20 protein-coding genes and 3 pseudogenes are annotated in these 25924 nt (G+C 51.7%); 11 read left to right on the forward strand and 12 right to left on the reverse strand.

What is annotated here, in order from left to right; genetic code table 11:
* The 5 genes from MWU63_RS16595 (at position 1) to MWU63_RS16615 (ending at position 5954) form a co-directional block, all read left to right on the forward strand.
* Entirely contained in the window at positions 1 to 684 is a 684-nt protein-coding gene (locus MWU63_RS16595; RefSeq protein WP_247078820.1) for a GXGXG domain-containing protein, read from the forward strand.
* A gap of 19 nt (positions 685 to 703) precedes the next feature.
* On the forward strand, positions 704 to 2032 hold the full coding sequence (locus MWU63_RS16600) for an FMN-binding glutamate synthase family protein (protein WP_247078828.1): 1329 nt from the start codon (positions 704 to 706) through the stop codon (positions 2030 to 2032).
* A 76-nt stretch (positions 2033 to 2108) separates the two neighbouring features.
* On the forward strand, positions 2109 to 3440 hold the full coding sequence (gene glnT, locus MWU63_RS16605) for a type III glutamate--ammonia ligase (protein ID WP_247078830.1): 1332 nt from the start codon (positions 2109 to 2111) through the stop codon (positions 3438 to 3440).
* 242 nt (positions 3441 to 3682) lie between these two features.
* Positions 3683 to 4870: an acetate/propionate family kinase gene (locus MWU63_RS16610; protein WP_247078832.1), complete on the forward strand. Its 1188-nt coding sequence runs from the start codon at positions 3683 to 3685 to the stop codon at positions 4868 to 4870.
* 55 nt (positions 4871 to 4925) lie between these two features.
* Complete coding sequence (locus MWU63_RS16615) at positions 4926 to 5954, forward strand: proline racemase family protein (RefSeq protein ID WP_247078834.1); 1029 nt, start codon at positions 4926 to 4928, stop codon at positions 5952 to 5954.
* Here MWU63_RS16615 and MWU63_RS16620 read toward each other — a convergent pair.
* Positions 5951 to 6130, reverse strand: a pseudogene (locus MWU63_RS16620) (hypothetical protein); the annotation flags it as partial. The gene MWU63_RS16615 and the pseudogene MWU63_RS16620 overlap by 4 nt on opposite strands.
* Positions 6118 to 6552: an efflux RND transporter permease subunit gene (locus MWU63_RS16625; protein ID WP_348646248.1), complete on the reverse strand. Its 435-nt coding sequence runs from the start codon at positions 6550 to 6552 to the stop codon at positions 6118 to 6120. The gene MWU63_RS16625 and the pseudogene MWU63_RS16620, both read right to left, overlap by 13 nt.
* 211 nt (positions 6553 to 6763) lie before the next feature.
* On the opposite strand from MWU63_RS16625, the gene MWU63_RS16630 reads away from it, so the two are divergent.
* Positions 6764 to 7444, forward strand: coding sequence for a hypothetical protein (locus MWU63_RS16630; protein WP_247078836.1), 681 nt, complete (start codon positions 6764 to 6766; stop codon positions 7442 to 7444).
* A 347-nt stretch (positions 7445 to 7791) separates the two neighbouring features.
* Positions 7792 to 8254, forward strand: a pseudogene (locus MWU63_RS16635) (proline racemase family protein); the annotation flags it as partial.
* On the opposite strand, the gene MWU63_RS16640 reads toward MWU63_RS16635, so the two are convergent.
* From MWU63_RS16640 to MWU63_RS16655, 4 genes are all read right to left on the reverse strand, one after another.
* A complete protein-coding gene (locus MWU63_RS16640) occupies positions 8251 to 11292 on the reverse strand; it encodes an efflux RND transporter permease subunit (RefSeq protein ID WP_247078837.1) in 3042 nt (1013 codons plus the stop codon). The pseudogene MWU63_RS16635 and the gene MWU63_RS16640 overlap by 4 nt on opposite strands.
* Positions 11289 to 12353 (reverse strand): efflux RND transporter periplasmic adaptor subunit, encoded by a 1065-nt coding sequence (locus MWU63_RS16645; protein ID WP_247078839.1) that lies wholly within the window; start codon positions 12351 to 12353, stop codon positions 11289 to 11291. Before MWU63_RS16645 ends, MWU63_RS16640 begins: the two co-directional genes overlap by 4 nt.
* Positions 12350 to 13402: an efflux RND transporter periplasmic adaptor subunit gene (locus tag MWU63_RS16650; RefSeq protein WP_247078841.1), complete on the reverse strand. Its 1053-nt coding sequence runs from the start codon at positions 13400 to 13402 to the stop codon at positions 12350 to 12352. The genes MWU63_RS16645 and MWU63_RS16650 overlap by 4 nt, the downstream gene beginning before the upstream one ends.
* Positions 13403 to 13502: 100 nt before the next feature.
* Positions 13503 to 14342: a LysR family transcriptional regulator gene (locus MWU63_RS16655; protein ID WP_247078843.1), complete on the reverse strand. Its 840-nt coding sequence runs from the start codon at positions 14340 to 14342 to the stop codon at positions 13503 to 13505.
* Positions 14343 to 14441: 99 nt separating this feature from the next.
* On the opposite strand from MWU63_RS16655, the gene MWU63_RS16660 reads away from it, so the two are divergent.
* From MWU63_RS16660 to MWU63_RS16670, 3 genes are all read left to right on the forward strand, one after another.
* A complete protein-coding gene (locus tag MWU63_RS16660) occupies positions 14442 to 15500 on the forward strand; it encodes an LLM class flavin-dependent oxidoreductase (RefSeq protein WP_247078845.1) in 1059 nt (352 codons plus the stop codon).
* A gap of 5 nt (positions 15501 to 15505) precedes the next feature.
* Complete coding sequence (locus MWU63_RS16665) at positions 15506 to 16000, forward strand: flavin reductase family protein (RefSeq protein ID WP_247078847.1); 495 nt, start codon at positions 15506 to 15508, stop codon at positions 15998 to 16000.
* Between the two features lie 62 nt (positions 16001 to 16062).
* On the forward strand, positions 16063 to 16842 hold the full coding sequence (locus MWU63_RS16670) for an alpha/beta hydrolase (RefSeq protein WP_247078849.1): 780 nt from the start codon (positions 16063 to 16065) through the stop codon (positions 16840 to 16842).
* A 533-nt stretch (positions 16843 to 17375) separates the two neighbouring features.
* Here MWU63_RS16670 and MWU63_RS16675 read toward each other — a convergent pair.
* The 6 genes and pseudogenes from MWU63_RS16675 to MWU63_RS16700 all read right to left on the reverse strand — a co-directional run bounded on the left by MWU63_RS16675 (position 17376) and on the right by MWU63_RS16700 (position 25404).
* Positions 17376 to 18081 (reverse strand): annotated as a pseudogene (locus tag MWU63_RS16675) (IS6 family transposase).
* Positions 18082 to 18221: 140 nt separating this feature from the next.
* A complete protein-coding gene (locus MWU63_RS16680) occupies positions 18222 to 19517 on the reverse strand; it encodes an NAD(P)/FAD-dependent oxidoreductase (protein WP_247078851.1) in 1296 nt (431 codons plus the stop codon).
* Positions 19518 to 19544: 27 nt separating this feature from the next.
* Entirely contained in the window at positions 19545 to 22301 is a 2757-nt protein-coding gene (locus MWU63_RS16685; protein WP_247078853.1) for a hypothetical protein, read from the reverse strand.
* A 17-nt stretch (positions 22302 to 22318) separates the two neighbouring features.
* A complete protein-coding gene (locus MWU63_RS16690) occupies positions 22319 to 23467 on the reverse strand; it encodes an acyl-CoA dehydrogenase family protein (protein ID WP_247078855.1) in 1149 nt (382 codons plus the stop codon).
* Positions 23445 to 24971 (reverse strand): amino acid adenylation domain-containing protein, encoded by a 1527-nt coding sequence (locus MWU63_RS16695; protein ID WP_247078872.1) that lies wholly within the window; start codon positions 24969 to 24971, stop codon positions 23445 to 23447. The genes MWU63_RS16690 and MWU63_RS16695 overlap by 23 nt, the downstream gene beginning before the upstream one ends.
* Positions 24972 to 25146: 175 nt before the next feature.
* The gene (locus MWU63_RS16700) at positions 25147 to 25404 is read right to left on the reverse strand and encodes a phosphopantetheine-binding protein (RefSeq protein WP_247078880.1); all 258 of its coding nucleotides are present in this window, start codon (positions 25402 to 25404) and stop codon (positions 25147 to 25149) included.
* 152 nt (positions 25405 to 25556) lie between these two features.
* Between MWU63_RS16700 and MWU63_RS16705 the strand changes: the two genes are divergently transcribed.
* Positions 25557 to 25904 (forward strand): hypothetical protein, encoded by a 348-nt coding sequence (locus MWU63_RS16705; RefSeq protein ID WP_247078882.1) that lies wholly within the window; start codon positions 25557 to 25559, stop codon positions 25902 to 25904.
* Positions 25905 to 25924: the final 20 nt, after the last annotated feature.

The following is a 25924-nucleotide window of genomic DNA, read 5'->3' on the forward strand; positions in this document are numbered from 1 at the left end:
ATGCAGACATATGATCTAGAAGTGAATGGTTTGCGTGGTCTGAATTCCACCTTGCAGGGGCAAAACGAAGTAACGAACCAAACCGCCTGGGAGATTGTTAATCCTAAGGGAAGTCACGCAATTGCGGTTGGTCTGGATGCCCCGATTGAAGTCACTGTCAAAGGGTCCACCGGTTACTACTGTGCAGGAATGAACCAGCAAGCAACTGTTAACGTGCATGGTTCTGTAGGGCCGGGTGTGGCTGAGAACATGATGTCTGGCCAGGTCATCGTCGAAGGGGACGCCAGCCAATACGCTGGTGCAACCGGTCACGGCGGATTGCTTGTGATCAAGGGTAATGCGTCATCGCGCTGCGGTATTTCGATGAAAGGCATCGACATTGTCGTGCATGGCAACATCGGCCACATGTCCGCGTTTATGGCACAGGCCGGCAATCTGGTTGTTTGTGGTGACGCAGGGGATGCGCTTGGTGACTCGCTCTATGAAGCGCACCTGTTTGTACGTGGCTCGGTGAAAAGCCTCGGGGCGGATTGTATCGAAAAAGAGATGCGGCCTGAACATATTAAGACCCTGAAAGACCTGCTTGAACGCGCAGGGTGTGATGCGAAACCGGAAGAATTTAAGCGCTACGGTTCAGCCCGTCAGCTTTACAACTTCGACGTCGATAACGCTGCTGCGTATTAAGGACAAGGACATGAAAGACATGGATGATAAGATCCCACGTACGGTGCCAATTCAGTCGAACACGTTTACAAATCCGATCAACGCGGAAATTCGTCGTGCTGCGGCAACCGGTATCTACGATATTCGTGGCGGTGGCGCGAAACGCAAAGTCCCGCATTTTGACGACCTGCTGTTTCTGGGCGCGTCCATATCGCGCTATCCGCTGGAAGGGTACCGGGAGAAATGTGAAACGAAAGTTGTTCTGGGCACACGGTTTGCGAAAAAGCCGATCGTGCTCGACATTCCAATTACGATTGCGGGAATGAGCTTTGGCGCGCTGTCCGGCCCAGCCAAGGAAGCGTTGGGGCGTGGTGCATCCATGGCTGGCACTTCGACCACCACAGGTGATGGCGGCATGACCCCGGAAGAACGTGGTCATTCAACGCAGCTTGTCTATCAATATCTGCCGTCGCGTTACGGGATGAACCCGGACGATCTGCGCAAGGCTGATGCAATAGAAGTCGTTGTCGGGCAGGGTGCTAAACCTGGCGGCGGCGGGATGCTGCTTGGTCAGAAAATCAGTGATCGTGTTGCCGAGATGCGCACGCTGCCAAAAGGCATCGATCAGCGGTCTGCTTGTCGTCATCCTGACTGGACCGGCCCCGATGATCTTGAAATCAAAATCCTCGAACTTCGAGAAATTACAAACTGGGAAAAACCGATCTACGTAAAAGTTGGTGGGACCCGCCCTTACTTTGACACCGCGCTTGCTGTGAAAGCTGGTGCTGATGTTGTGGTTCTTGACGGTATGCAAGGCGGCACCGCCGCAACGCAGGATGTGTTTATCGAACATGTCGGCCTGCCGACACTGGCCTGTATCCGCCCTGCAGTTCAGGCGCTACAGGATCTGGGTGTGCACCGTGAAGTACAGCTGATCATTTCAGGTGGTATTCGGACTGGTGCAGACGTTGCAAAGGCGATGGCGCTTGGGGCTGATGCAGTTTCCATCGGAACGGCAGCAATGGTTGCGATTGGTGACAACGACCCGAAATGGGAAAGTGAATACCAAAAGCTCGGCACAACAACGGGTGCCTATGATGATTGGCATGAGGGCAAAGACCCGGCGGGCATCACAACGCAGGACCCGGAACTTGCAGCACGTCTTGATCCGGTCGATGCGGGTCGGCGTTTGCGCAATTACCTCAAGGTGATGACACTGGAAGCACAAACAATAGCACGTGCTTGCGGCCATAACCATCTGCACAATCTCGAACCCGAGGATCTGTGCGCGCTGACAATGGAGGCCGCAGCAATGGCACGGGTCCCCTTGGCAGGAACAAGCTGGTACCCCGGAAAAGACGGATTTTGACAAATTACGGCGCGGTTCATGAACAGGATCGCGCCGATTTTATTATGAATATCAACAGGGAAAGGAAAAGCAGACCATGACGATAGATCTGGCCGCTTTCGCGAAGGAAAAAGGCGTAAAATATTTCATGATCTCCTTCACCGATTTGTTCGGTGGACAGCGGGCGAAACTGGTGCCTGCACAGGCAATTGCCGACATGCAGGAAGATGGCGCCGGATTTGCCGGGTTCGCAACTTACCTCGACATGACCCCGGCGCACCCAGATATGCTGGCGGTGCCGGATCCTTCTTCCGTCATTCAACTGCCCTGGAAACCCGAGGTCGCATGGGTTGCGGGCAACTGCGTGATGGAAGGGCAGGACGTCGCACAAGCTCCACGCAATGTGCTCCGCCGCCTGATTGCCGATGCCGCGGAATTGGGTATGCATGTTAAAACCGGTATCGAGGCTGAATTCTTTTTGCTGACACCGGACGGGGAAGAGATTTCGGACCCCTTCGATACAGCCGCGAAACCCTGCTATGACCAGCAGGCTGTAATGCGCCGCTATGATGTGGTGCGCGAAATTTGTGACTACATGCTGGAGCTTGGCTGGGGTCCCTACCAGAACGACCACGAAGATGCGAATGGTCAGTTCGAAATGAACTGGGAGTTTGACGACGCACTCAGAACTGCGGATAAACACAGCTTCTTCAAATTCATGACCAAGTCGGTTGCAGAAAAACACGGCTTTCGCGCAACGTTTATGCCAAAGCCTGTTGAGGGTCTGACCGGAAACGGGTGTCACGCGCATATCTCTGTTTGGGATGCGCCGGGTGCGGATTCGAAGGTCAACGTTTTCGCAACAGACAAAGGCGAAGGCCAGACCGGCGAACTTGGCCTTTCCCAAAAGGGATCACATTTTCTGGGTGGGATCATGAAGCATGCTTCCGCACTTGCAGCGATCACAAACCCAACAGTGAACAGCTACAAGCGTATCAACGCGCCGCGCACCATGTCGGGTGCAACATGGGCACCCAATACCGTGACCTGGACCGGCAATAACCGGACCCACATGGTTCGTGTCCCAGGGCCTGGCCGGTTTGAACTGCGCCTTCCCGATGGTGCGGTGAATCCATATCTCTTGCAGGCGGTGATCATTGCGGCCGGGCTTTCGGGTGTCCAGTCCGAGGCCAATCCCGGCAAGCGTTGGGACATCGATATGTACGCCGAGGGCCACAAGGTTCGTGGCGCGCCTAAGTTGCCGCTGAACATGCTCGACGCGTTGCGCGCATACGACAGAGACAAAGAGTTAAAAGCGATGATGGGCGACGAATTCTCGGCAGCCTTTCTGAAGATGAAACACCAAGAATGGAATTCCTTTGTGTCGCATTTCTCAAACTGGGAAAAAGAAAACACTTTGGATATTTAAATCCCTGTACTGCCGCCTGTTCTTTGGAACGGGCGGCGTTTTTTTTGTGCAGACCCCGACCACCTTGAAAAAGCAATTGCCCGTAAGGGGTGGTTGCTTTTTCCATTTATAAGCCGCCTGAGACATAAAACTGTTATGCGACATCGCTAGGGTTTGAAGCAAATCTGTTGCTGGTGATAAAGATCAGGTAACGCTTTTGAGGCAAACCCGATTTTAGGGCTGACCCGGCAGGAGGCCGCGACGTGACCGATGTAATTCTGATAATCAATTGTGGCTCGTCCAGCCTGAAATTTGCGGTCTACCCAGCTAATGAACACGCAGACGAGGCTTTGCTGACAGGCAAGGTAATGGGTATTGGGCACCAACCTGTTCTGACTGCAAGGATGGGGGGGGAGGCGTTGGCAGTGACAGAGCCGTTAAACAACATCCCTCAGGATGCGAGCCATGAATGGTTGATCGAACAACTTCTGGATCGGTTGCACAGTGAATTTGTAAGCCTGAACCCTGTGGCAGCGGGGCATCGTGTGGTGCATGGCGGCAGTGAATTTTTCGGACCCGTTTTAACAACTGCGAACGTGCGCAGGAAGCTGGAAGACTTTGTACCGCTGGCCCCATTGCACCAACCGCACAATCTGGCAGCTATCGACGCGATAGATAAATTCGCCCCGCATCTGCCACAAGTCGCGTGTTTTGACACGAGCTTTCACCGTACGCAGCCGCGGTTGGGGCAGATGTTTGCTTTGCCTTATGCGCTGACCGATACGGGTATCATTCGCTATGGGTTTCACGGTTTGTCCTATGAATACATTGCCGCACAACTTCCAACCGAACTCGGGGCAGGGGCTGACGGCCGGGTGATCGTCGCCCACCTTGGTAACGGGGCCAGCATGTGCGCGATGAAAAACCGACAAAGCGTTGCCACCACAATGGGGTTCACAGCACTTGATGGTTTGATGATGGGGCGACGATGTGGATCACTTGATCCGGGTGCCATTCTGCACCTGATGCAGGAGAAGGGGCTGAGCGTGGATGAAGTTCAGCGGATTCTGTACCGTGAAAGTGGCATGCTTGGTGTGTCGGGCATCAGCAACAATATGCAAGTGCTGGAGCAGCGGACAGAACCCCGCGCTAAGGAAGCAATTGATCTGTTCTGTTACCGGGCCGTGCGCGAGATTGGCTCGCTTGCGGCGGCGATTGGTGGATTGGATGCACTGGTTTTTACGGCAGGTATCGGAGAAAACTCTGTCGTGGTGCGGCAAAAGATTTGTGCAGAACTTGGTTGGTTGGGCGTAGAGCTTGATATTGCAGCGAACGCATCAAACCAGAATCAGATCAGCGCAGCCGGCGCTACTGTAGATGTTCGGGTGATCAAGACTGACGAGGAATCGGTTATTGCGGCCTCGTCCCGCGAGGTTCTCAATTCCTGCTAGGCATTCAGCGGGGATTTGTTAGCGTGGGTGCATTGTTGTTCGGCAAGGGTGTAAAATGCGCAGTTCAAAGACCATCCATGTAATATCTGCCCATGCAGAGGGTGAAGTTGGCGATGTGATCGTTGGGGGTGTTCTGCCACCGCCCGGTGACACGCTTTGGGAGCAGCGCTCTTTCATCGCCAAGGATCAAACATTGCGGAATTTTATGCTGAACGAACCAAGGGGTGGTGTGTTCCGGCATGTTAATCTGCTTGTGCCACCAAAGCATCCGGACGCGCTGATGGGTTTCATCACTATGGAACCCGAAGATACCCCGCCGATGTCAGGGTCGAACTCGATTTGCGTTTCTACGGTGCTGCTTGATGCCGGGATCGTTCCGATGGTCGAGCCTTTGACGGAAATGGTGCTTGAAGCGCCCGGCGGTTTGGTGCGGGTTCGCGCGGAATGCAGGAACGGCAAGGCTGAGCGGATTAATGTTCAGAACCTTCCGTCATTCGCTGACCGTCTGGATGCAAAACTGGAAGTGCCGGGGGTTGGCACGCTGACCGTCGATACGGCCTATGGCGGCGATAGTTTCGTGATTGTCGATGCGCCGTCACTTGGCATTGAAATCGCACCGGATGAGGCGCGTGATATCGCGCAATTGGGTGTTACGATCATGAAAGCTGCGAATGAACAACTGGGATTCAGCCACCCTGAAAATGCCGATTGGGATCATATTTCTTTCTGCCTGTTTGCAGGGGGTTTGGAGCCTGAGCAAGATGGCTTTAAGGCCCGGTCCGCTGTCGCAATTCAGCCCGGAAAAGTTGACCGTTCTCCTACGGGTACGGCGGTATCAGCCCGCATGGCAGTTCTGAAAGCGCGCGGCCAGATGAAAAAGGGCCAGACGCTGACGGCGACGTCGATCATCGGATCGACCTTTAAGGGGCGAATTGCAGACATTGTAACTGTGGGTGGGAAACCAGCAATCATCCCGGAAATCTCGGGCCGTGGATGGGTAACAGGCACCCATCAACATATGCTTGATCCGGATGATCCCTGGCCTGAAGGTTACCGGGTTAATGACACCTGGGGTGTTTCTTAGCTGTCGTCCTGACGAACCTTGAAAACAGCGAGATACAAGGCGGGCACAAAGACTAGCGTGATGATCGTGCCAGCAATGATGCCGCCCATCATCGCATATGCCATCGGTCCCCAGAAAATCTGACGCGAGATCGGGATAAGCGCGAGGCTGGCTGCCGCTGCTGTCAGCAAAATCGGACGCGCGCGGCTGTCGCTCGCTTCAAAAACAGCGTCCCAGGCCGTTCGGCCTTTTCGCGCAGCACTTCGATTTCATGCACCAGAATGATGGAGTTCCGGACCAGAATACCGATCAGGGCGAGCACACCAAGAATGGCCACAAACCCAAGCGGGGCACCTGATGGCACGAGCGCTGCAACGACCCCAATCAAGCCGAGCGGGGCAACGCAAAGCACCACAAATGCAAGTCGGAATCCCTGCATCTGAACCATGATCAGCATCATCAGCGGAACGACCGCGACAATCGGGGCCTGACTTTTAGCACTTTTTTCAACAGACCCGCCAACTTCGGCCTTGTACCCAAAGGGCAGAGCATCATTGAAGGCCGCTATCTTATCGGCCAGGTCGTTGACGATAGTGTCAGGCTGATCATCTGTTGCGATGGTCGCTGAGGCCGAAACAGAAGCAGAGTCTGAGAAAGAAGAAGATACAGACGAAAACTAATCTGTAAATTACCCATAAAATTTAGCGCCGGTTTCGCTGTGTCCTTACTGCCATCTTTGTTAACGAAAAGTTAACAATTGCAGAGTGCCATCTGGCTGATCGGCAACTAATCGCTTAAGGTTGCGTAAAAATAATTGGAGCGATCAGCAGATGTATCTTTCAAAATCACTTCTTTCCGCTTTGGTGCTTTCCGTTGCATTTGGGGTTTCGTCAAATGAAGCAAATGCCACAGAACGGCAGTTCAGTTTTGGCTTGATTAGCACACCTGATGCATCTCACGACATTGGCGGGTTTAATTCTAACGGCGGATTTAGCAACGTCGATGATAGAAACGCATCCGTAAACGGACTTTACATCGCATATGGTGCGAAAGACTTGTTTCGATTGGGCACTTTACCAATGACTGTCGAGGCCGAAATATCAGTGACCAACGGTGATGTCGTGACCAACAGTTTTCCAGGGTCCCCTGGTCCGATCTTATTCTTTTACAACACGCACATAAATTCCCAGCGGCTAGCCGCGAATCTCTGGACCCCAATCTGGCACCAGTCTGACTGGATGCTCGAAGGCGGCGTGGGTCTTGGCATTCAAGCCTTTAATATTCGTGTTTCTGATGGCGTCGTAAGCGGAAATTCCAGCGACTACGTACCATACGGAATGTTGGGACTCAGAATGACAAAGGAAATCACAGAGTCGGCTGGGCTAGAACTGGGAATTCGCTATAGCGACACTGGTACGGCGGACGTTCCCTTAGACAACGGAGTGTCAGGCAATTACGAATACAGTCAGAGCGGCTTGTCAGTGCTCCTTGGCTGGCAACTAGACATGTAACCGTGGCCTCATCCTTCGATGTGACATGGTTTCAAAACCAAACATCCCCTTATCAGCTGCCTTGTGATGCCGGCCGCTTTGAAATTTGCTTTAAAGATCTTTGCACATACAAATACGATTTAAGATTGTGACATCGATTGTTGTGCTGTGTTTGACGTCAGCGCGTATCTGTTTAAACTTCAGTATTCGGAATGGGATTGTTTCTGGTTCACCGAACCACTGAAGAGTGGAACATGAGACGAACAACCGGAACAGGAAGCAGAGCGTCAGAGGAGATCGTCAAAGACATACAGCGTTTGACGCGCAAACAGTATTCTGCTGAAGGAAAGATCAGAATCGCACCGGATGAGGCGCGTGATATCGTGCAGCTGGGTGTTACGATCATGAAAGCCGCGAATGAACACCTGGGATTCACCCACCCGGAAAACCCCGATTGGGATCATATCTCATTCTGTCTTTTTGCGGGGGGATTAGAACCAAACCGAGATGGCTTTAAGGCCCGGTCCGCTGTCGCAATTCAGCCCGGAAAAGTTGACCGCTCTACCCACGGGTACGGCGGTATCAGCGCGCATGGCAGCTCTGAATGCGCGCGGCCAGATGAAAAAGGGCCAGACGCTGACGGCGACGTCGATCATCGGATCGACCCTTACGGGACGAATTGCAGACATTGTAACTGAGGGTGGAAAACCCGCGATTATCCCGGAAATTTCAGGGCGTGGCTGGGCGACTGGTATTCACCAGCATATGCTTGACCCGGATGATCTCTGGCCCGAAGGCTACCGTGTTAATGACACCTGGGGTGTTTCTTAACTGTCGTCCTGACGAACCTTGAAAACAGCGAGATACAGCGCGGGCACAAAGACAAGTGTGATGATCGTTCCTGCAATGATGCCACCCATCATAGCGTAGGCCATTGGCCCCCAGAATATCTGACGCGAGATCGGGATAAGCGCGAGGCTGGCTGCCGCTGCTGTCAGCAAAATTGGACGCGCGCGGCTGTCACTTGCCTCAAAAACAGCATCCCAGGCCGTTCGGCCTTTTTCGCGCAGCACTTCGATTTCGTGCACAAGAATGATGGAGTTCCGGATCAGAATGCCTATTAAGGCGAGCACACCAAGAATGGCCACAAATCCAAGCGGGGCACCTGATGGCACGAGCGCAGCAACGACCCCAATCAAGCCAAGCGGGGCAACGCACAGCACCACAAATGCAAGTCGGAATCCCTGCATCTGAACCATGATCAGCGTCAGCATGATCAGCATCATCAGCGGAACGACCGCGACAATCGGGGCCTGACTTTTAGCGCTTTCCTCAACCGAGCCGCCAACTTCGGCCTTGTATCCAAAGGGCAGGGCGTCGTTAAAGGCCGCGATCTTATCTGCAAGATCGTTGACGATAGTGTCAGGCTGATCATCTGTTGCGATGGCCGCTTTCACAGAAATTGTCGGCGCGCGGCTTCGTTGATGGATTACCGGCTGTTCTGTGCCGTAGTGAAATGTTGCGACCGAGCGGAGCGGGATCGTTCTGCCACCTGTTGCGCTAAGCTGAAGGCCGGCTAATGCTTCTACAGATTGGCGGGAACTGTCATCACCACGCGCTACAATGTCGATCAGATAAGCATTATCGCGCAGTTCGGTTACTGCGGTTCCATCGTATATCGCGTCAAGTGCGGCTGCGATATCACGGGCGGTGATGCCCAGTTGGCGCGCTTTGTCTTGCAGGATGTCAACACGCACGACGCGGGCTGGTTCGTTCCAGTCCATCACAACCCCTGCAAGTCGTTGATCTGTGGCGACAATTGCAGCAAGCTCACGTGCATAGTCGCGCAGCGATGCAATATCGGTACCGCTCATCCGATATTGCACGGGGCGACCAACGGGGGGGCCAATTTCAAGGAGTTTTATAAAGGCGTCGACGCCCGGAAAATCTTTCGCAACAATTTCGGTAAGTTCGACGCGCAGCGCATCACGTGCTTCGACCGAGGGTGTCTGTATTACAATCTGACCCATGTTCGGCCCGGCGGTTGGTACATCAAACGCAAGCAGGAACCGCGGCGCCCCCCGCCCGACATAGGATGACCAGAACAGGATGTGCTCATTCCCTTTCAGGTGCTCCTCCAGCCGGTCCATCTGCGCCTGAGTTTCCGTGATTGAGGTGTTGTGAGGTAGCGTCATGTCAACGATCAGCTCTGGTCGGTCAGAGTTTGGGAAGAATTGCTGTTCGACAAACCGCATTCCGTAAAGCGAGAGACCAAAGGTTGCGATCGTAAGAATGATGGTCAGCCAGCGAAAACGCATGGCAGCCCGCAAAAACACATGGAACAAGCGTCGGAAGCGTCCCGGTTCACCATTGTGCTGCTTCATTTTGGAAGGCAGGAATGTCACGCCAAGAAGTGGGGCAAACAGAACCGCCACGATCCACGAAACCAGCAACGCCACCGCAATGACCACGAAAAGCGAAAAGGTAAACTCGCCCGCCGCCGAGGTGTTAAGCCCAATTGGGATGAAACCGGCAACCGTGATAAGCGTTCCTGAGAGCATTGGAAAAGCGATAGAGGTCCAGGCATAAGAGGCCGCGCGCGAAAGGCTTTCACCCTTTTCAAGGCGCGAAATCATGGTTTCAATCGCGATCATCGCATCGTCAACCAACAGCCCCAATGCAATAATCAAGGCACCAAGCGATATGCGTTGAAGGGTTATCCCCGTGTATTCCATCACAACAAAGGTAATGGCGAGCACAAGAGGGATTGTCAGCGTCACAACAAACCCTGCCCGCAGGCCGAGGCTGATGAAACTGACGGCCAGAACGATCAGCACCGCCTCAAGCAGCGCTTGCAGAAAGTGACCAACAGCTTCGTCAACCACATGGGGTTGATCGGCGACCTGATGAATTTCTATACCAATCGGCAAGTCGGATAAGGCTTGCGTCATGACCTTTTCCAACTCGACTCCAAAGTCGATGATGTTGGCGCCTCTACGCATTCCGACGGCAAGCCCGATCGCCTCTTCGCCATTAAACCTGAAAATCTGGTCTGGGGGGTCTTTATAGCCGCGCCGAATATCGGCCACATCGGTCAGGCGGAAAAACCTGTCGTCAACACGCAGGTTTATGTCCTCAAGGCTTTCGGTTCCTGAAAACTGTCCACCGATCCGTACCAGTACACGCTCAGGGCCAGCATCAATTTCGCCTGATGGCACGATCGCGTTTTGCGCAGCTAGGGTTGCCTGCACTTCCTGTTGATTGAGGCCAAGTGCGGCGAGGCGTTCGGTAGAAAATTCCAGATAGATGACTTCATCCCGGGTCGCGAATATTTCGACTTTTCCAGCATCGTCCAATGCCTGCACATCGCGACGAACCCTTTCGACATAGTCGCGCACTTCGCGCCGGGAAAAACCGTCAGAGGTAAAGGCATAGATATTGCCGAACACATCGCCAAAATTGTCATTGAACTGGAAGCCCGCGAACTCGACCGGGAAATCGCCACGTATGTCTGCCATCATGTTGCGAACGGTTTGCCAGACTCGCGGCAAAGTAGATGCATCTGTCGAAGGTAGCAGTTCTACGTAAACGATGGACTGGCCTGGGATGGTAATAGAGCGTGTGTAGTCAAGCTCTGGTAGATCTTCGAGTTTCTTTTCGATCCTGTCAGTGACCTGGGTCAGTGTTTCTTGCGTGTTTGCGCCGGGCAGGGCGCCGGCAATGATCATAGTCTTGATTGAAAAGTCCGGGTCTTCTTCCCGTCCGATGCCGACGTAGGACAAAGCACCCGCGACGACGCATATGATCATCAGGAACCACACAAAAGAACGGTGGTTTAATGCCCAGTCCGAAACGTTAAAACGGTTCATGGTGTCACCCGCCGGCCAACGATCTGTCCGTCATGAAGAGAGTTGATGCCTTTAACGACCACTTCGTCACCCGCTGAAAGCCCACTTGTGACGCGTTCGCGCTGGCCAAACCGTGCACCCAATGTGATCGAGGTACGGCTCACAGTGTTTGTATCTCGATCAACGACCCAGACGGCAGCTGTCCCCTCCCGATCAAGGATTGCCGTGCTTTCGATGCTTACGATTGCTTCGGAGCTGTCAGCCACGCTGACACGCACAAGGGCGCCAAGCCGAAAACTCAAGGGTGGATCACTTAAGGTGAGGTGTAGGCGTCGCGTTCGGGTGGTGCGCTCGGCAACGGGGTCGATCCGGGTGAGGGTGGCCTGCGCTGTGACATCGGTGCTCGAGACAAGACCAGTTGTGAACCCAGTGCCAATTTCAAGGTTGGCAACGTCCTGTTCAGTGAGGTCAATGACGATTTCCCGCGCTCCGGTTTCGGCAAGCCTTACGACAGGCTCTCCGGCTGTGATCGTCGCGCCCGGTTCGACAAACACCTCTATTATCGCGCCATCCTGTGGTGCGAGAAGCGTCGCGAAACTGCGCATGTCCTGCGCACGGGCAAGACTTGCCTGAGCCTGCTCAAGCTTTGCTTCGGCAGCGGTCAGTGCGCGTTGGGTGTCTTCGACCTTGGTTGCACTGTCGACACCACGCGCCGAGAGTTCCCGCGCGCGTTGTTCCGCGTCACGTGCAGTCCGCAACTGGGCAGTGGCGACATCAACACCCGCCTCAGCCGCGCGAACGTCAGAGTCCAGATCTTCGGGATTCAGGCGTGCCAACACATCCCCTTTAGAGACCAGATGCCCCTTGTCGACCAAACGCACAGCGATGGTACCGTTGAGCGGGAACCCGAGATCTGTTTCCGCGCGCGCCGCGACGATACCGACATAGACGTTAGGGTCGCTGAATTGTGGATTGATGACCTCGGAAACAACGGGCCTTGGCGAAAGCGAAGCCGTGCTTGCCGGTTCTTCCGCAAACGCGGGCGCGGCCAGGATCATCAGAAGCAAAACAACCAGTTTCATTGGTTAGCCTCCGTTCGCTTCACGATGCGACCCGGGTAAAGCAAATGCGCGCCCCGCGTCACCACCAAGGTTCCGCTTTCTATTCCGTCAGCAAGAATGATCTGGCCCGTTTCGAAACGTTCTATTCTGATAGGTTTTAATTCGACCGCCATTGTATTGGGGTCCACAACCCAAACAGCGGGTCCGTCTTTTGTTGCGGACATGGCGGTGTATGGTAGCACCACATGTGCCGGATTCTGCTTGGTCACGGTGCCACGTACAGCGTCGCCATAGCTCATGTTTGCGGGCGGTGATTTAACAGCTACGGTAACCTCTACCGTTCCGGTCGCTGGGTCGATGAGTGGTGAAATTTCGCGCACTTCGCCAGTGAACTGTTCGCCCGGGGTTTCAATTAAAGACAAGTAGACAACAGGTGGTGGCCCATCGTCTGTGAGCAAAACCTCGGGGACTTCGAAAACCGCGTCAATCTCGTCGCCAAGGGCAAGCTCTACAATGGATTGCGCTGCCCCTACGACCTGACCCGGCTCTGCTATGCGGTCGATGACGGTAGCGTCAGATGGGGCGATTAGGACGGTTTCTGTAAGTGCTTTGTTGGCGCGATCCAGCTCTGAAAGTGCCTGTGCAAGCCCGCCTTCGGCAATGTGCAGCGCGTCTTCGGTACTATCGCGGTTGATCCTTGTTGTGGCACCACGCTCGAGTAATGCGTTTTGTCGATCCAGATCTTCGATGGCCTGACGGTGATCAGCCTGCGCAGTTGCAAGCCCTGCTTCTGCAGCGCGCAATGCCTGCTCTTGCTGAACAGATTCCATGTGGGCAAGCGGGAAACCTTTCGTCACCTTATCGCCTTCCTGAACCAGAACGTCAGCAACACGACCGCTCATCGGGAAAGATGCGCTCAGGGTATCCCGCGCGTTTATTTCGCCAGTCAGAGAAATGCTCTGACTGTCCGTGCGGCTTTCTGCAGCAACGATTTCAACAATCAGCGGGGCATCTGCAAAAACGGGCGCAAAGGACAAGAACAAAACCAAAGCGGCATGGATCAGAGTCATTTCTTTACCTCTTAAGCAGATGGCGCTTATCAATATCAAAACGTTTCGCAACATTATGTGCTTTCTTTAACATCTATGAAAGAAAGATTTGGGGCAGGGTCTAAGGGTGTCGCGAGTCTTGTATTTGATCGACTAGCCAGGGGAATTTTTCGTCATGCGACTCTCGCCATGAAAGATATATCGTTTGTTCGAAACCTTCGGCCCCTTTGACCGCAAAAAGCCTTTGGTTGTCCAAATGGGTTTTTACCAGGCGGTCTGGCAGATAGGCAGACCCACCGGTTTTCAGAATGTGGCGCAAGGCCCAATCCGGTGCGTTAAAGGAAACCCGGGCGGTTTCATCTTTCGGCCAGGCCTGAACGTGATGGCGACGAAATTCTGGCCCGTAGTGGATGTAAATGTATGCCGGATCCCAGGGCATCACTTCGCGTTCAACAGAAGAGACCAAAACCAATCGGTCGCGTGAAAAAACGCGACTGACGATGTTTGGCGCAACGATTTGTTCGTAAAGTAAAGCGGCGTCGGACACACCGCTTTGCAACCATTCACTCGCTTCTCGAGACGTGGCAGACCATATTTCAAAAGCGGTGTCAGGGTGCGACGCTCTGAGATTTGTCATCCATGTTTCTGCCAGATTAACCCAAAGATTTGGCTCGCAGGCCAGACTGAAAAGATTGGTAAGACCCTTTGGCAGACTTGCGCGTGCTTTGGCATTTTCCCAGGTATTGACGATTGTTTCAGCCTGCCCAAGAAAGGCAAATCCTGCCTTTGTCAATTTTGCACCTTTACGAGATCGCACAAGCAATATTTGCCCCAGTGACTCTTCCAATGTATCAAGACGGGCAGAAACGGCAGATTGCGTGACGTTCATTTCTTCCGCCGCCGAAATCAGGTTTCGGGTGCGTACAACGCTTAGAAAAGTTTGAATGGCAGCTATTTTCATGACGTTAATCCAAGATTATTGATTTAAAGCACAAAATATATTCGTTTTCCAGATTTTAAGAGATATGCGATGCTTTGGTGTCTTTATGACGGAGCAAATATGGAATTCAGTCTTCAACTCTCGTCGGACTATCCTGATAAGTCTTATGGCGGAGATCGCGTTTACCGTGACATGCTGGATCAGGCCATCTTTGCTGACAAACTTGGTTATGACGCAGTCTCGATAACCGAACATCACCTGATGAATTGCCTGATGATGCCCGCCCCCTTGCAGTTCGTTGTGAAGATTGCCGCGCATACGAATGACATAAAGATTATGACGTCTATTGTCGTACTGCCGCTGCATGACATGCGCACCTATGCCGGAGAGGTGGTGGTCGCCGACATCTTTACCGAAGGGCGGCTGATGCTGGGCGTTGGGCGAGGGGCGTTTAAGTATGAGATGGAAAGACTGGGCGTTCCGATGGAGGAAACACAGGCGCGGTTCAATGAATCTCTTGATGTGCTTCAGGCGCTTCTGACCAAAGAAGAAGTGTCGTGGGATGGTGCATATTACAAGTTCGACCCGATAACGATTATGCCGCGCCCGGTCCGCCCCGGTGGTCCGCAAATGATGATGGCGGTCTTGAACCCCGAAGGGATTTATCATTGCACGAAGCGCGGCTTTCACATTCAGACAACGCCGCTATCGGGAAACCATCAGCTTTTGATTGATCAGGTGGGCAGTTTTAACCGGGCCAAGGACGAAACGGTTGAAAGCGGTAAAGACCTGACACTTAGTCTTTCACGCGTGGGGTTTGTCGCACAATCACAATCGGACCAGCGCTCCAAGATGGAAGCCGCGAGCCGATACTACAGCCGCTTTGACAATGTGTTCACCGGGCCGGGTTTAGTGGACAATGGTATGGTCCGTCCGCTACCGCGCGAACAATCCGTTGAGGAACTGGCCGAAAGTTTGCTGGTTTGCACAAAAGCGGAAATGATCGATAAGCTGGGGCCGTATTTTGATTTGGGAATCGATCGGGTGATTATGAACATGAACTTTGAAACCGATCCGCAGGAAGTGTTGGACAGCATGCAGTGTTTCGCCGAAGATGTGATGCCGCATTTCACCAAGCGAACTAAGAGCGTGACAGCGGCAGAGCGAAGGCACGGCTGAACAACATGCGACAAGAGTTTATCGATGCGATGCGCAGGGTGGCCAGCTCTGTAACTGTAGTGACTACCAATGGTAGCTATGGGAGGGTGGGCGCGACCGTCAGTGCGTTTTCATCGCTAACGGCAGACCCGCCATCAGTTCTTGTGTGCCTGAAAACAGACAGCCGGATTGCGCAAACTGTTTTAGCGAACAATGTCTATTGTGTGAACGTTTTGCCGGAAGGGGCGGACGAACTCGCGCAACGATTTGCCGGGCAGTTTGATAGCAAGACGCCAGACAGGTTTGAGAATTTGTCGATCTGGGAAACTGATGGAAATGGCCCGGGGTTGGTTGGCGCGACCGTCTTTGCTTGCAATGTTGAGAAATGCGTTGAGCATGGCAGCCACACAATTTTTATTGGTGGCGTCACCCAAATTTTCTGCGCCTCTGACCGGCCTTTGACCTACCTGAACGGCGCTTATCACCAGGTGCGCCCACAATCAAAGCCTGAGGAAGAATGACATACATGGCTTTAAGCGTTGAAATGTTTAAGGGCGGCTAAATTCCGGATTGAGGGTAGGATATGAACGACGTTATCGACTGTGAATTCAGTGTCGAGGGAAGCGGACCTCCGTTGTTTCTGATCCATGGCATTGGTGCTGCGCGGAACACGTGGCGCAACGCAATGCCTTTGCTGCGCACCCATTTCACGGTTGTGACCTATGATTTGCGCGGTCATGGAACGTCGCCAATGCCAATGGGTGAATTTGGACTTGATGTACTTGTTGATGATTTGGAGCGTGTACGCGAACGAAGCGGTTTTGAAGCTGCTCATTTTGCGGGTCATTCGCTTGGCGGTATGATCGGGCCAGCTTATGCGTTGAAATACCCAGACAGGGTGCTTTCACTTGGCTTGCTTTCAACAGCGGCTTTCAGAACAGAAGACGATAGCGCGAAAGTTTGGGGTGTCGTCCGGGCGATGGAAGAAAAGGGAATTCCACAGGTTCTTGAGACTCTGACCGATCGCTGGTTCACGGATGCGTTTATCGAGAACAACAAAGAAGTTGTAACAGCCCGGTTGAAGCAAGTTGTTGAAACGGACCCTGATGTTTTTCTGAATGTTTTTCGTATTTATGCCGGAACAGAGATGGCGCCATGGTTGCATAATGTAAATGCGCCGTCTTTGGTTTTGACTGGTGAAAATGATGGTGGATGCAACCCGCGTCTTAACAGGCTGATTGACAATACATTGCCGAATTCGGAACTGGTCATTCTACCAGGCTACAAACATTCACTGTTGTTGGAAGCAGGTGACATTGTTGCTGAACACGTAATCCGATTCATAGAAAGCCTAAACGCATAATCAGAATTATGTAATTAGACAGTAAATTCGGCAATCTCAGAGTGGACCTGTAGCTCTAGTTACAAAGACAACAACCCCTAATTCGTTTCAAGATATTTTAAGGGCTTGGATGTCGAGCCTTATTTAGCCAGACACGCGCCTGGCGTGACGAAGCTGTCATTTTCGATTGCATCCTTTCCGCACTCTACGTTTGCATTGGGAGATACATATCGCGCTTCGACTGGAAGAGCAGAAAGTTCATCAATCAAATAGTTCAGACGACCTTTTGAAGCAGACGGTATTGCGACCAAGCGGTGTTGGCGCAACTCTCGAAGTGGCTGAGTCTTTGATTGAACAACTCATAGATAAAATCGAAGTCCTAGAGCGCCAAGCCCGTGAGGGGTTGATACATGGGAAGAAGGAAGCTGCCCAAGTAGTTTCCAATACAGAACTGGCTTCGCGCCACAGCGAAGCTGGCCAGCCGGTGGGGAAAGCCGGAGTGGGTGGTGTCAGACGGATCGAACCAGTCTCTGTAAGGACAGTAACGCTGTCCCTTATGGCGTGCAAAGTTGGCGCCACTCGGCGAGAGCGGCGGCACGGTTGAGCTTGAAAATGGCGCGGGGTAAAGGTGGCGCTCCAGATTGAATGGTTATGAATCGAGGAATGCAAGGAGGAGAATTTCTGTAGACTCTTCGTCTGCCGAAACCGCAGCATCGCCCGTTCTAGTCGTCGAAACGGCTGGTGTGAATTCTCGCCCCGATTGTTCAACCAACGGCCGGTTTCTTGCTTCTGCGCAATGCCTATTTCTTTCATGGCAGCGCCGTACGATCGAAGCTTGTCTGTCACGATGACATGCGGGCTCCCGTAGCGTTTCATTGTGTTCCTGAGGAATTTCAACGCCGCCTTGCGATCACGACGCTTGGTGGCAAAGGATTCTAACACCTCACCTTCGTGATCCACGGCGCGCCAGAGATAGTGCGTCTCGCCGTTGATCTTCACGAAAACCTCGTCCAGGTGCCACTGCCAATTGGAGTGCGCTCGTAGTTTTTGGACGAGGTACCGGCGGATCTCAGCGGCGAACAACGGGCCAAAACGGTTCCACCAGAAACGAACTGTCTCGTGGCTGATATCAATACCACGTTCGTGCAACAGGTCTTCTACATTTCGTAAGGAAAGTGGAAACCGCACGTACATCATCACTGCAAGGCGAATGATCTCCGGGCTAGTTCGGAAATACCGAAAAGGGCTGGGTTTTGTCATCCGGCAAAGCTACGCAACCGCCCTGCCCGTCTCAAGTCAGATCCCTCTGACAGTACCTAACCAGTTGATATTGTGGATATTAAAGAGCGTTCCGCACAAGGGGTGTTCATCCTCAACTCGTGCGAAGCGCAACAATCGATTTAGGTCGATATTTCTTGTGCTGCTGCAACGTCAGGAAGCTCAAGATCCGTGAGCGCATTTCTAAGTATGTGCTTATCATTCTGTTCGACGTCCTTGATAAATTTGCGCATGGCATCAAGCACGGGAACATCCTGCCTGTCAAAAACCTCTCCCTGTAGCAGTTGAAGTACTTCCAGCCTATGTTTTTTTGATTGAATGAAATGTGTGAAAGAAGGAAGAAGCTTGTAGTACAACCGAATGAACTCGTACCAGACGCTGACGCCGGAACGGAGTTTTGTTTCATAAGGTTTGAACGCTGCTTCAGAAAAATCACCTTTTTCCATTGCTTTGACGATTTGTTCTGAAGCATATTTGGCGCTAGCCAGCGCGACGCTAACGCCGGAGGAAAAGATCGGGTCGACAAACCGCGCAGCATCACCGACGCAAAGAAAGCCGTCGCCGACAAATTTTTCCATGCTGTAACTGTAATCCGCTTCTTTCTTAAAATCATTTACGCGAACCGCATTCTCCATTGCGTTTTTCAAATTGGGGTTCGTCGCAATATGAGTGTTAAAATAAGATTCAACATCCTGTTTAGACTGTTTGAAGACTTCTTTTTCGGCAACGACGCCAATCGAAGTTATCTCGTCAGTGATGGGGATTTGCCAGACCCATCCCCGTTCGCAGGTCAGGAAATAGATGTGAATGTCATCGTCTCTCTTTCCGATGCTCTTGTCGACATTTTCAAACCAAGCGTGAACTGCAAACTGGTTAAAGTCCGGATCAGGTCGCTTTAATCCGAGTTGCTTACCAAGAAGCGTATGACGGCCAGAGGCATCAACAACAATCTTTGCCTTTATATCAACAGGTTCGCCAAAAGAATTTATGCGGACCCCGACGGCTTTGCCATCTTTCATCAGAACCTCCTGGACATATTGGCCCTGATATATTTTCGTTCCGAGAGATTCAGCGTGTTTCAGAAGCAGCAAATCCAATTTGGAACGATCAACATGATAGGTGTAATCCTGATCGATGCCAGGTTGCGGAAATTCACCAAACTCGATTGTGAAAACCCCTTTGCGCTGTGGTGCATGCCAGGACGCCCCGTATTTTTTGACAAAGCCCTCGCGCTCCATCGTTTCGAGAAAACCGATTTCTTCAAATACGCGCGTGGTTGAGGTGACCATAGATTCACCCACGTGTGGTCGGGGATGATTTGCGCCCTCAATGATAATATTATCGATGCCCGCCATGGAAAGATAACTGGCAAGCGTTGAACCGGCGGGTCCACCCCCAATGATTACGACGTCTGGCATAATTCTGTTCCTCGTATAAGTGCTTGATCAAAATTGTGATAATCTCAGCTTTTCCTGGACTTCTGGCAAGGTCAGCATTCGGTTGTAAATTTCGTCGGCTATGATTTGATGACCCCTTGCGTTTGGGTGCTGATCCCAGGAGGCGATCCAGAGTGGGCTTACATCCTGCCCTTCGTACATGTCTTCAAGGTCCAGAATGATAAAGCCCGCCTCCTGAGCCATTTCACGCAGGATACGCGCGGTTTCATCAGGGCCGGAATACGGTGTGGTAGACGGCAGATACACCCAGACAGGTAGCGCGCCATGATTACGTACATTACCTGCAAACTCACGGTAAATTTCACCGGCTATCTCGGAACCAAGCGGGAGCAGACGGCGCGAGATATCGCTTTTCTCCATCTCGGGGGTCACACCGGCCTTTTTTATGGTATCTTCGAGAAACGCGTAGGGAAGAGGTGTTTCTGCAAGAAACTTGTCGACGAGATGTCTCACGTCTGAATCATTCTTGTGAGCAATGTAAAATACGACATCAGGTGCGAAGGGCCAGATTTTCCGCTCCAGCGATAACAGACGGCGTGCCGGTTCGTAATCCGCAATAGCGAAGTTCAGAACTTCAACTGTGGTCTGATTGTTTGCGTTTATCTGCCTTTCTAATCTGGATTCGAACGTTTCATTGTCCGCAACGCCAGCGCCCATGGCTCGTGAAGCGCCTGCAATCGCGATGCGGTGCACATCATCCGGTGCGGCAAGCGTATATTCCTGATCCCGCATGCCGTGGCTATTGGTCGATAGGGCTGCGCCTTTGTAAACCGTTGTGGCGTTCGGCAGAAGCTCATACTCCAGATAATCGTCAGTGAATGTGGTCGCCTCCATCTGGCGGATCTGCTGCCAGTTTCGCGGCTTTTGAGAATTTGTTTCCCAAAGATCTGAATTGATGATCGATTCATCTGTTAGGTTCTCATAGTAGCCGCGTTCAAGCTTGCTTTGGTCCAGAGCAGATAAATGCTCAAGTCTCATATCAACAACGAAGAGTTGGGTCGCTCTGGGGAATGCTCCGTACAGAGCTGGAAGCTGGATCGCCAGCAAACCAGCAGATACCAGCACAACAATCGATGCATGGCGCGCAAATTCATATTCTTTACGATGCGCCCCTAGGGCGGAAGCCCTTTTATGGGATCCGGGCGGAGCAAGGCCAAAGGTGAACCCGACTGCAAACGCAACGATTACTCCAAGAAAAGCGATAAAAAGTGCACTTTGCAGGACTGACACAAAACTTACCGGGATGGTCGGGTCGAGCAATGTGAACCCGGCCGCAGCCCATAGGGTATAGAACTCACTCATACTTTCGCTGCCCCAAAGCGCCCAAAGCGTCGTGAATGTCAGCATCGTCGCAACCGTCCGTGTTACCCGCAGTGTAGCCACACCAATCAGCGCAGTTGCATCTTTTTTGACTGGTTGGGCCTCAAGTACGGTTTGACAGATCAGAAGAAACCCGAGCATCGTCCAGAACAACGTGTCCGGAACGGTAAAAAAGATTGAACCCCGAAGCCAGAACCATTGATAGGCATGTAAAAACCATGTGCATACGAAAACGACTGCGATAGCTGTGACTGCCGCCGGAAGATGTTTAATGCCAGCTCTTTTCAAACGCGTGTAAGCCGGGTTGAAAACAAGCTTCTGCATGAAGTCTTTCCAGTAGATATTAATCCGCTGCCACAGATCAATAAAGCTGCTGGAAAAGTAGAATTTGTTGTGTGTTTCAGGAAGCGCGAAGCCGAAGAGATGCAGGCAGCCAATGATCGTGTGGAAGAGGCCGGAGATTTTAAAATACAACGCGAAGTTTGCAAGGATATAGTGAATATATTTAGCAAAACTGGTTACCTCGACCGGGTCGATGACAAGGTAATAATTTACAAAACGGTAAATTATGAGGTGTAGACAACCCAGAAAAATCCAGACTGCGCCGCGTTGATAGATTTCCAGTTCACGGCCTGAATAGTAGTTACGACCCCAGCTTGAAAAATCAACAACTGGAAAGAACGGGAAGATAAAGTTCGGTAGCATAAAGAAATATGAAAGACGTGCCCATACACCTTTGGGGCCTTTTCCGTTCGTAATATCATAGAGGTAGATAATCAGCCTGAACATAAAAATAGATCCGAAAATGGGAAGGATCACATTCAGGTTGGTTGAAACAATCGTGCCGTATCGTGCGAGGACCAGAAGGCCACCAGCAGCTAAAAGCAAAACAACCCGAATCCAAAGAGAGACAGGCAAATGGCAAATCAGAATAAGCGCGACGCCAAGCGCAAACAGAAGCATGCCATGCGGCAGGCCGAAAACGCCAAACATAGCAAGCAACGACAGCCCGAAAAAGAAAACCATACGGTGTTTTTTGTGAAGGAAGTAGTTTGCCAGAAATCCACTAAAAACGAGTGCAAAGATAAAGTCTGAAAACGCAGCGTTTTCTAAATCGTATGTTCTGATAATAAGGTATAGAAGGGCGATCTGCGCTGATATCGCGGCAAACTGTACAGCTTCGCGCATTTCGCCACGTAAAACATGAAGTAACAATACAGCGAAACCAAGAGCGCCTGCTCCTGAAATCAGGAGCACAATTTCCGAAGTTCCCATTCCTGAGTTCCCGCCAAAGTAGTCCAAAGACAAGGCGGTGCCGCACAGGAAAGCCCCGATCAACGCAAAAATAGCAGCAATCTTGTCACTCATGCGAAACCCTGAAAGTTCCCAGAAATTTTCCGTACTGTCGACTTCAATATTAGCCATTACATTCTTTAACCAATTTATAGCCCCAACCATTTTGCGATGATGTTGCGCTGCATCTCAGACGTGCCTGAATAGATTGTTCCTGCAACTGAATCCCGAAGCGCACGTTCGACATCATATTCCGTCATGAAACCATAGCCGCCCATAATTTGAATCGTATCCTGGGCCGCCTTTATCAATTCTTCGCTTACGAAAAGCTTTGTGATGGCGGCATCCATTCCAACGCTACTGCGTGTTCCCAGCAGGGTAGCGGCACGGTAAGTTAAAAGGCGCGCTGCTTCTAGGCGAACTTTCATATCCGCAATTTTGTGAGAAATGGCCTGAAAATCGCCAATTTTTTTACCAAAAGCCGATCGGTTTTTTGCAAAATCAATTGCGCGTTCTAACAACCACTGCATCTTGCCAACATGCACAGCTACCAGACAGATGCGCTCCCATTCCATCGAGTCTGCAAAAACCGGGCCGCCGGTTCCGACCTTGCCCAGAACACTTTCTGGGCTAACCTCCATGTCATCAAATACAAGCTCTCCGATAGGGCAAGTGCGCAGTCCCATCTTTTCGAATTTCTGCCCTTTCGTATATCCGGGTGTAAAAGACTCCACGACAAATGCAGTGATGCCCCCGATAAACGCACGATCCGGATTGGTTGAAGCATATAAAATTGCAAGATCGGCAACAGGTGCATTTGAACAGAAAATCTTCGTGCCCTTGATCGTAAATCCGTTTTCATTCTCAACCGCGCGCGTTTGCATGGAAAAAGCGTCTGACCCTCCTTCGGGTTCTGTCATCGCGTTCACGGCAATCAATCTTCCGTTGCAAAGGCGGGGCAAATATTTCTTTTTCTGTTCTTCCGAACCGTGTTTCCATAGCGGAACAGTGCACGCTAGAAGATGCGCACATACAGAGAAAACTAGTCCGGAGTCTTCACAACCATAACCGAGAGCCTCTAGAGCGATCACCGTTGAAAGAGGGTCCAGACCGGTGCCGCCATATTCCTGTGGAATCGGTAACCCCTGAAGTCCCATGTCACCACATTTCAGCCAAAGATCATGCGGGAACTCTTGCGCCGCATCCCGGTCCCGAGCCCCTGGTGACAGCTCATTCTGTGCAAACCGAATGATTTGGTCGCGCAAATTGCGTTGGTCATCTGTCAGCGAAAAGTCCACACGCTATCTCCTTAAGACTTTGAAAGTCTAATTTGTTGGTTGACGTATTCGGCATTTCTTCAAGAACAGAAAACCTGTCGGGGATCATGTATGTTGGCAGTGCTTGGCTAGAATACTTTTTCAGTGTGATAAGCGAAGGCGGGTTGTCACCGCTCCACGTATAAAAGGCGACGATTTGAACGGAACCGGAACCATCTTTTACGGCGACGGCAGCACATTCTGAAATATCCGCATGTCGCAGCAGGGCAGCTTCGATTTCGCCCAATTCTACCCGATAACCACGACGTTTCACCATGCGGTCCCGGCGACCTCGATACAACAACGCGCCATCGTCACCTTCTACTACAATATCCCCGGTACGATACCATGTCTTTCCGTCGTTTTTAGCGAATACTTCGGCGTTTTTCTCGGGCGCATTCCAGTATCCACGCATGACTGAACCACCGGAAACAAGCAGCTCACCTTCCTCGCTAGTGTTCGCGGTTTGGCCATCTGAAAGGACGATACGAAGTTCATCCTGAGAGGCAGCCGTGCCGATTGGTACAGGGTTTTCATCCCGCATTGTTTGCGGATTTTCGAATTTTTGAAATGTACAGACGTTCGTCTCGGTCGGGCCAAAAAGGTTATAGTACTTTGGATCAGGCCAGAATTCAGCGAGTTTCTTGAAGTGTTTGGTCGGAAATACCTCGCCTGCAAAACATACTGTGCGGAGCGATGAGTGGTCATAACTTGCAAGGTCGGTGTGTTCCATCATGGCGCGTAGAATTGTCGGCGTCGAGTACCAGAAGGTCAGGCACTCTGCTTCGATAAGCTGTGCAAGAGAAGCCGGTTGTTTTGCCTCTGTTTCGCTGATCAGCCGAACATACGCGGCATGTTTGATTGGTACAAAGATATCAAGAATCGACAAATCGAAATGAAAAGGAGCGTGCGAACTGAATCGATCTGTTGCGTAAGGCTTAAACTCATCACTGCACCAATCTACGAAGGCCAAAGCGGATGTGTGGCTGTGTGTGACACCTTTGGGTTTTCCGGTCGAACCTGAGGTGTAAAGAATGTAAGCTAAATCTCTATCACCCGGTGACGTTGAATTGTTAGCAAGAAGCGCCGAGAAACCCGAAACTTCGATGTCAGATGCTGTGACCGGAAAGCCGAGTTCTGCCATCTCTGTTGCCAAAGGAGTTGCTTTGTCAGTGTCTGCTAAAACTACTTGAACTTCGCAATCTGTAAAAATACTGCTGCTTCGGGCTATAGGGGCCGTCGGGTCTACTGGGACGTAGACGGCGCCGGCCCGTAAAATCCCGAAGATTGCACCTACAGTATCGATTGATTTTCGAGCACATAGCCCCACTCTGTCCCCAGGCTTAACTCCAAATGCAGAAAGGTTGAATGCAACATCGTTTGCAAGTGTATCCAGTTCGGCAAACGAAAAACGATTACCCGTTGCATCGGAAACCGCGATCGTATCTGGGGTTAAATTCGCTGACCGGATAAGAAGATTGCTCAAACTTGTCACTACAAAACCATTATGCTCAAATCATAAGACAGACAAAGAATCGCCTATAAAGAAATTACCCGCTTCCCAGGCCCAATCAAACGACTTCGGCTAATCTTTCGTTGAGGCCGCTCTTTTCCAGCTAAATTTGAAACAATCTCAGCAATAGGGTTAAATTGTTTAACCGCTAGTCGTTTTTGTTCATCGCGACCGTTTCGGCAATAAGATCAAGTGTATTCAGGTGTTCTTCATCGATTTGATGTGCGGGGATGGAAATCTCAAAAGATTCTTCGAGGTATGACACAAGTTTAAGGCTAGCCATAGAGTCCAGAATACCATCAGAAATAAGAGCGATTTCGTCGGTCAAGGATTGCGGATCTTCACCCGGAAGGAATTCGTCCAGAATGAAGGTCTTAACCCGGGCCTTTATTTGATCTTTGTTCATTGTAAATTCCGTTATTCAATTTCGTGCATAATTCGTTGCGTGAGTTTGAATTGCAAACAGTTTTCCAGTTTTTTCCTGAACTCAGGCTTGGTTGCAGTCTGGAACGTATAATTTTGCATGTGCCAAGTTATGCGGTGAATAGGAAAGGTTGGGTGCCCGCAGTTGCACTGGAGCAGGCAGTTGCGGACATCATCGCGCGACATTTGAGTGACCTCGTCCGCGGCCATCAGATTTGCATCATACCAGATCTTCAATTTGACGACGCGGTCGGCACCAAGGCTCGGGATTTGACACAGAGGTTACGGAAAGGTGCACCTGGACTTCTCGCAATCGCTACGGCGGGATGCCAACTGGCCAAAGGGCGCATCGCCCTGGAGCTGAATGCGGCAGAGCTGGCGAATGAACTTGGCTTGAAGGCGAACCAGATCGATCCATCCGCGCTGCAGATCCAGGCACCCTTCGCGCTGCGTCGAGGGAAAGATCGTAGTCGGCGATCGTGAGCCCAACCCAGACAGAACGA

It is taken from the genome of Pseudohalocynthiibacter sp. F2068, assembly GCF_023015645.1.
GTDB lineage: Bacteria > Pseudomonadota > Alphaproteobacteria > Rhodobacterales > Rhodobacteraceae > Pseudohalocynthiibacter > Pseudohalocynthiibacter aestuariivivens.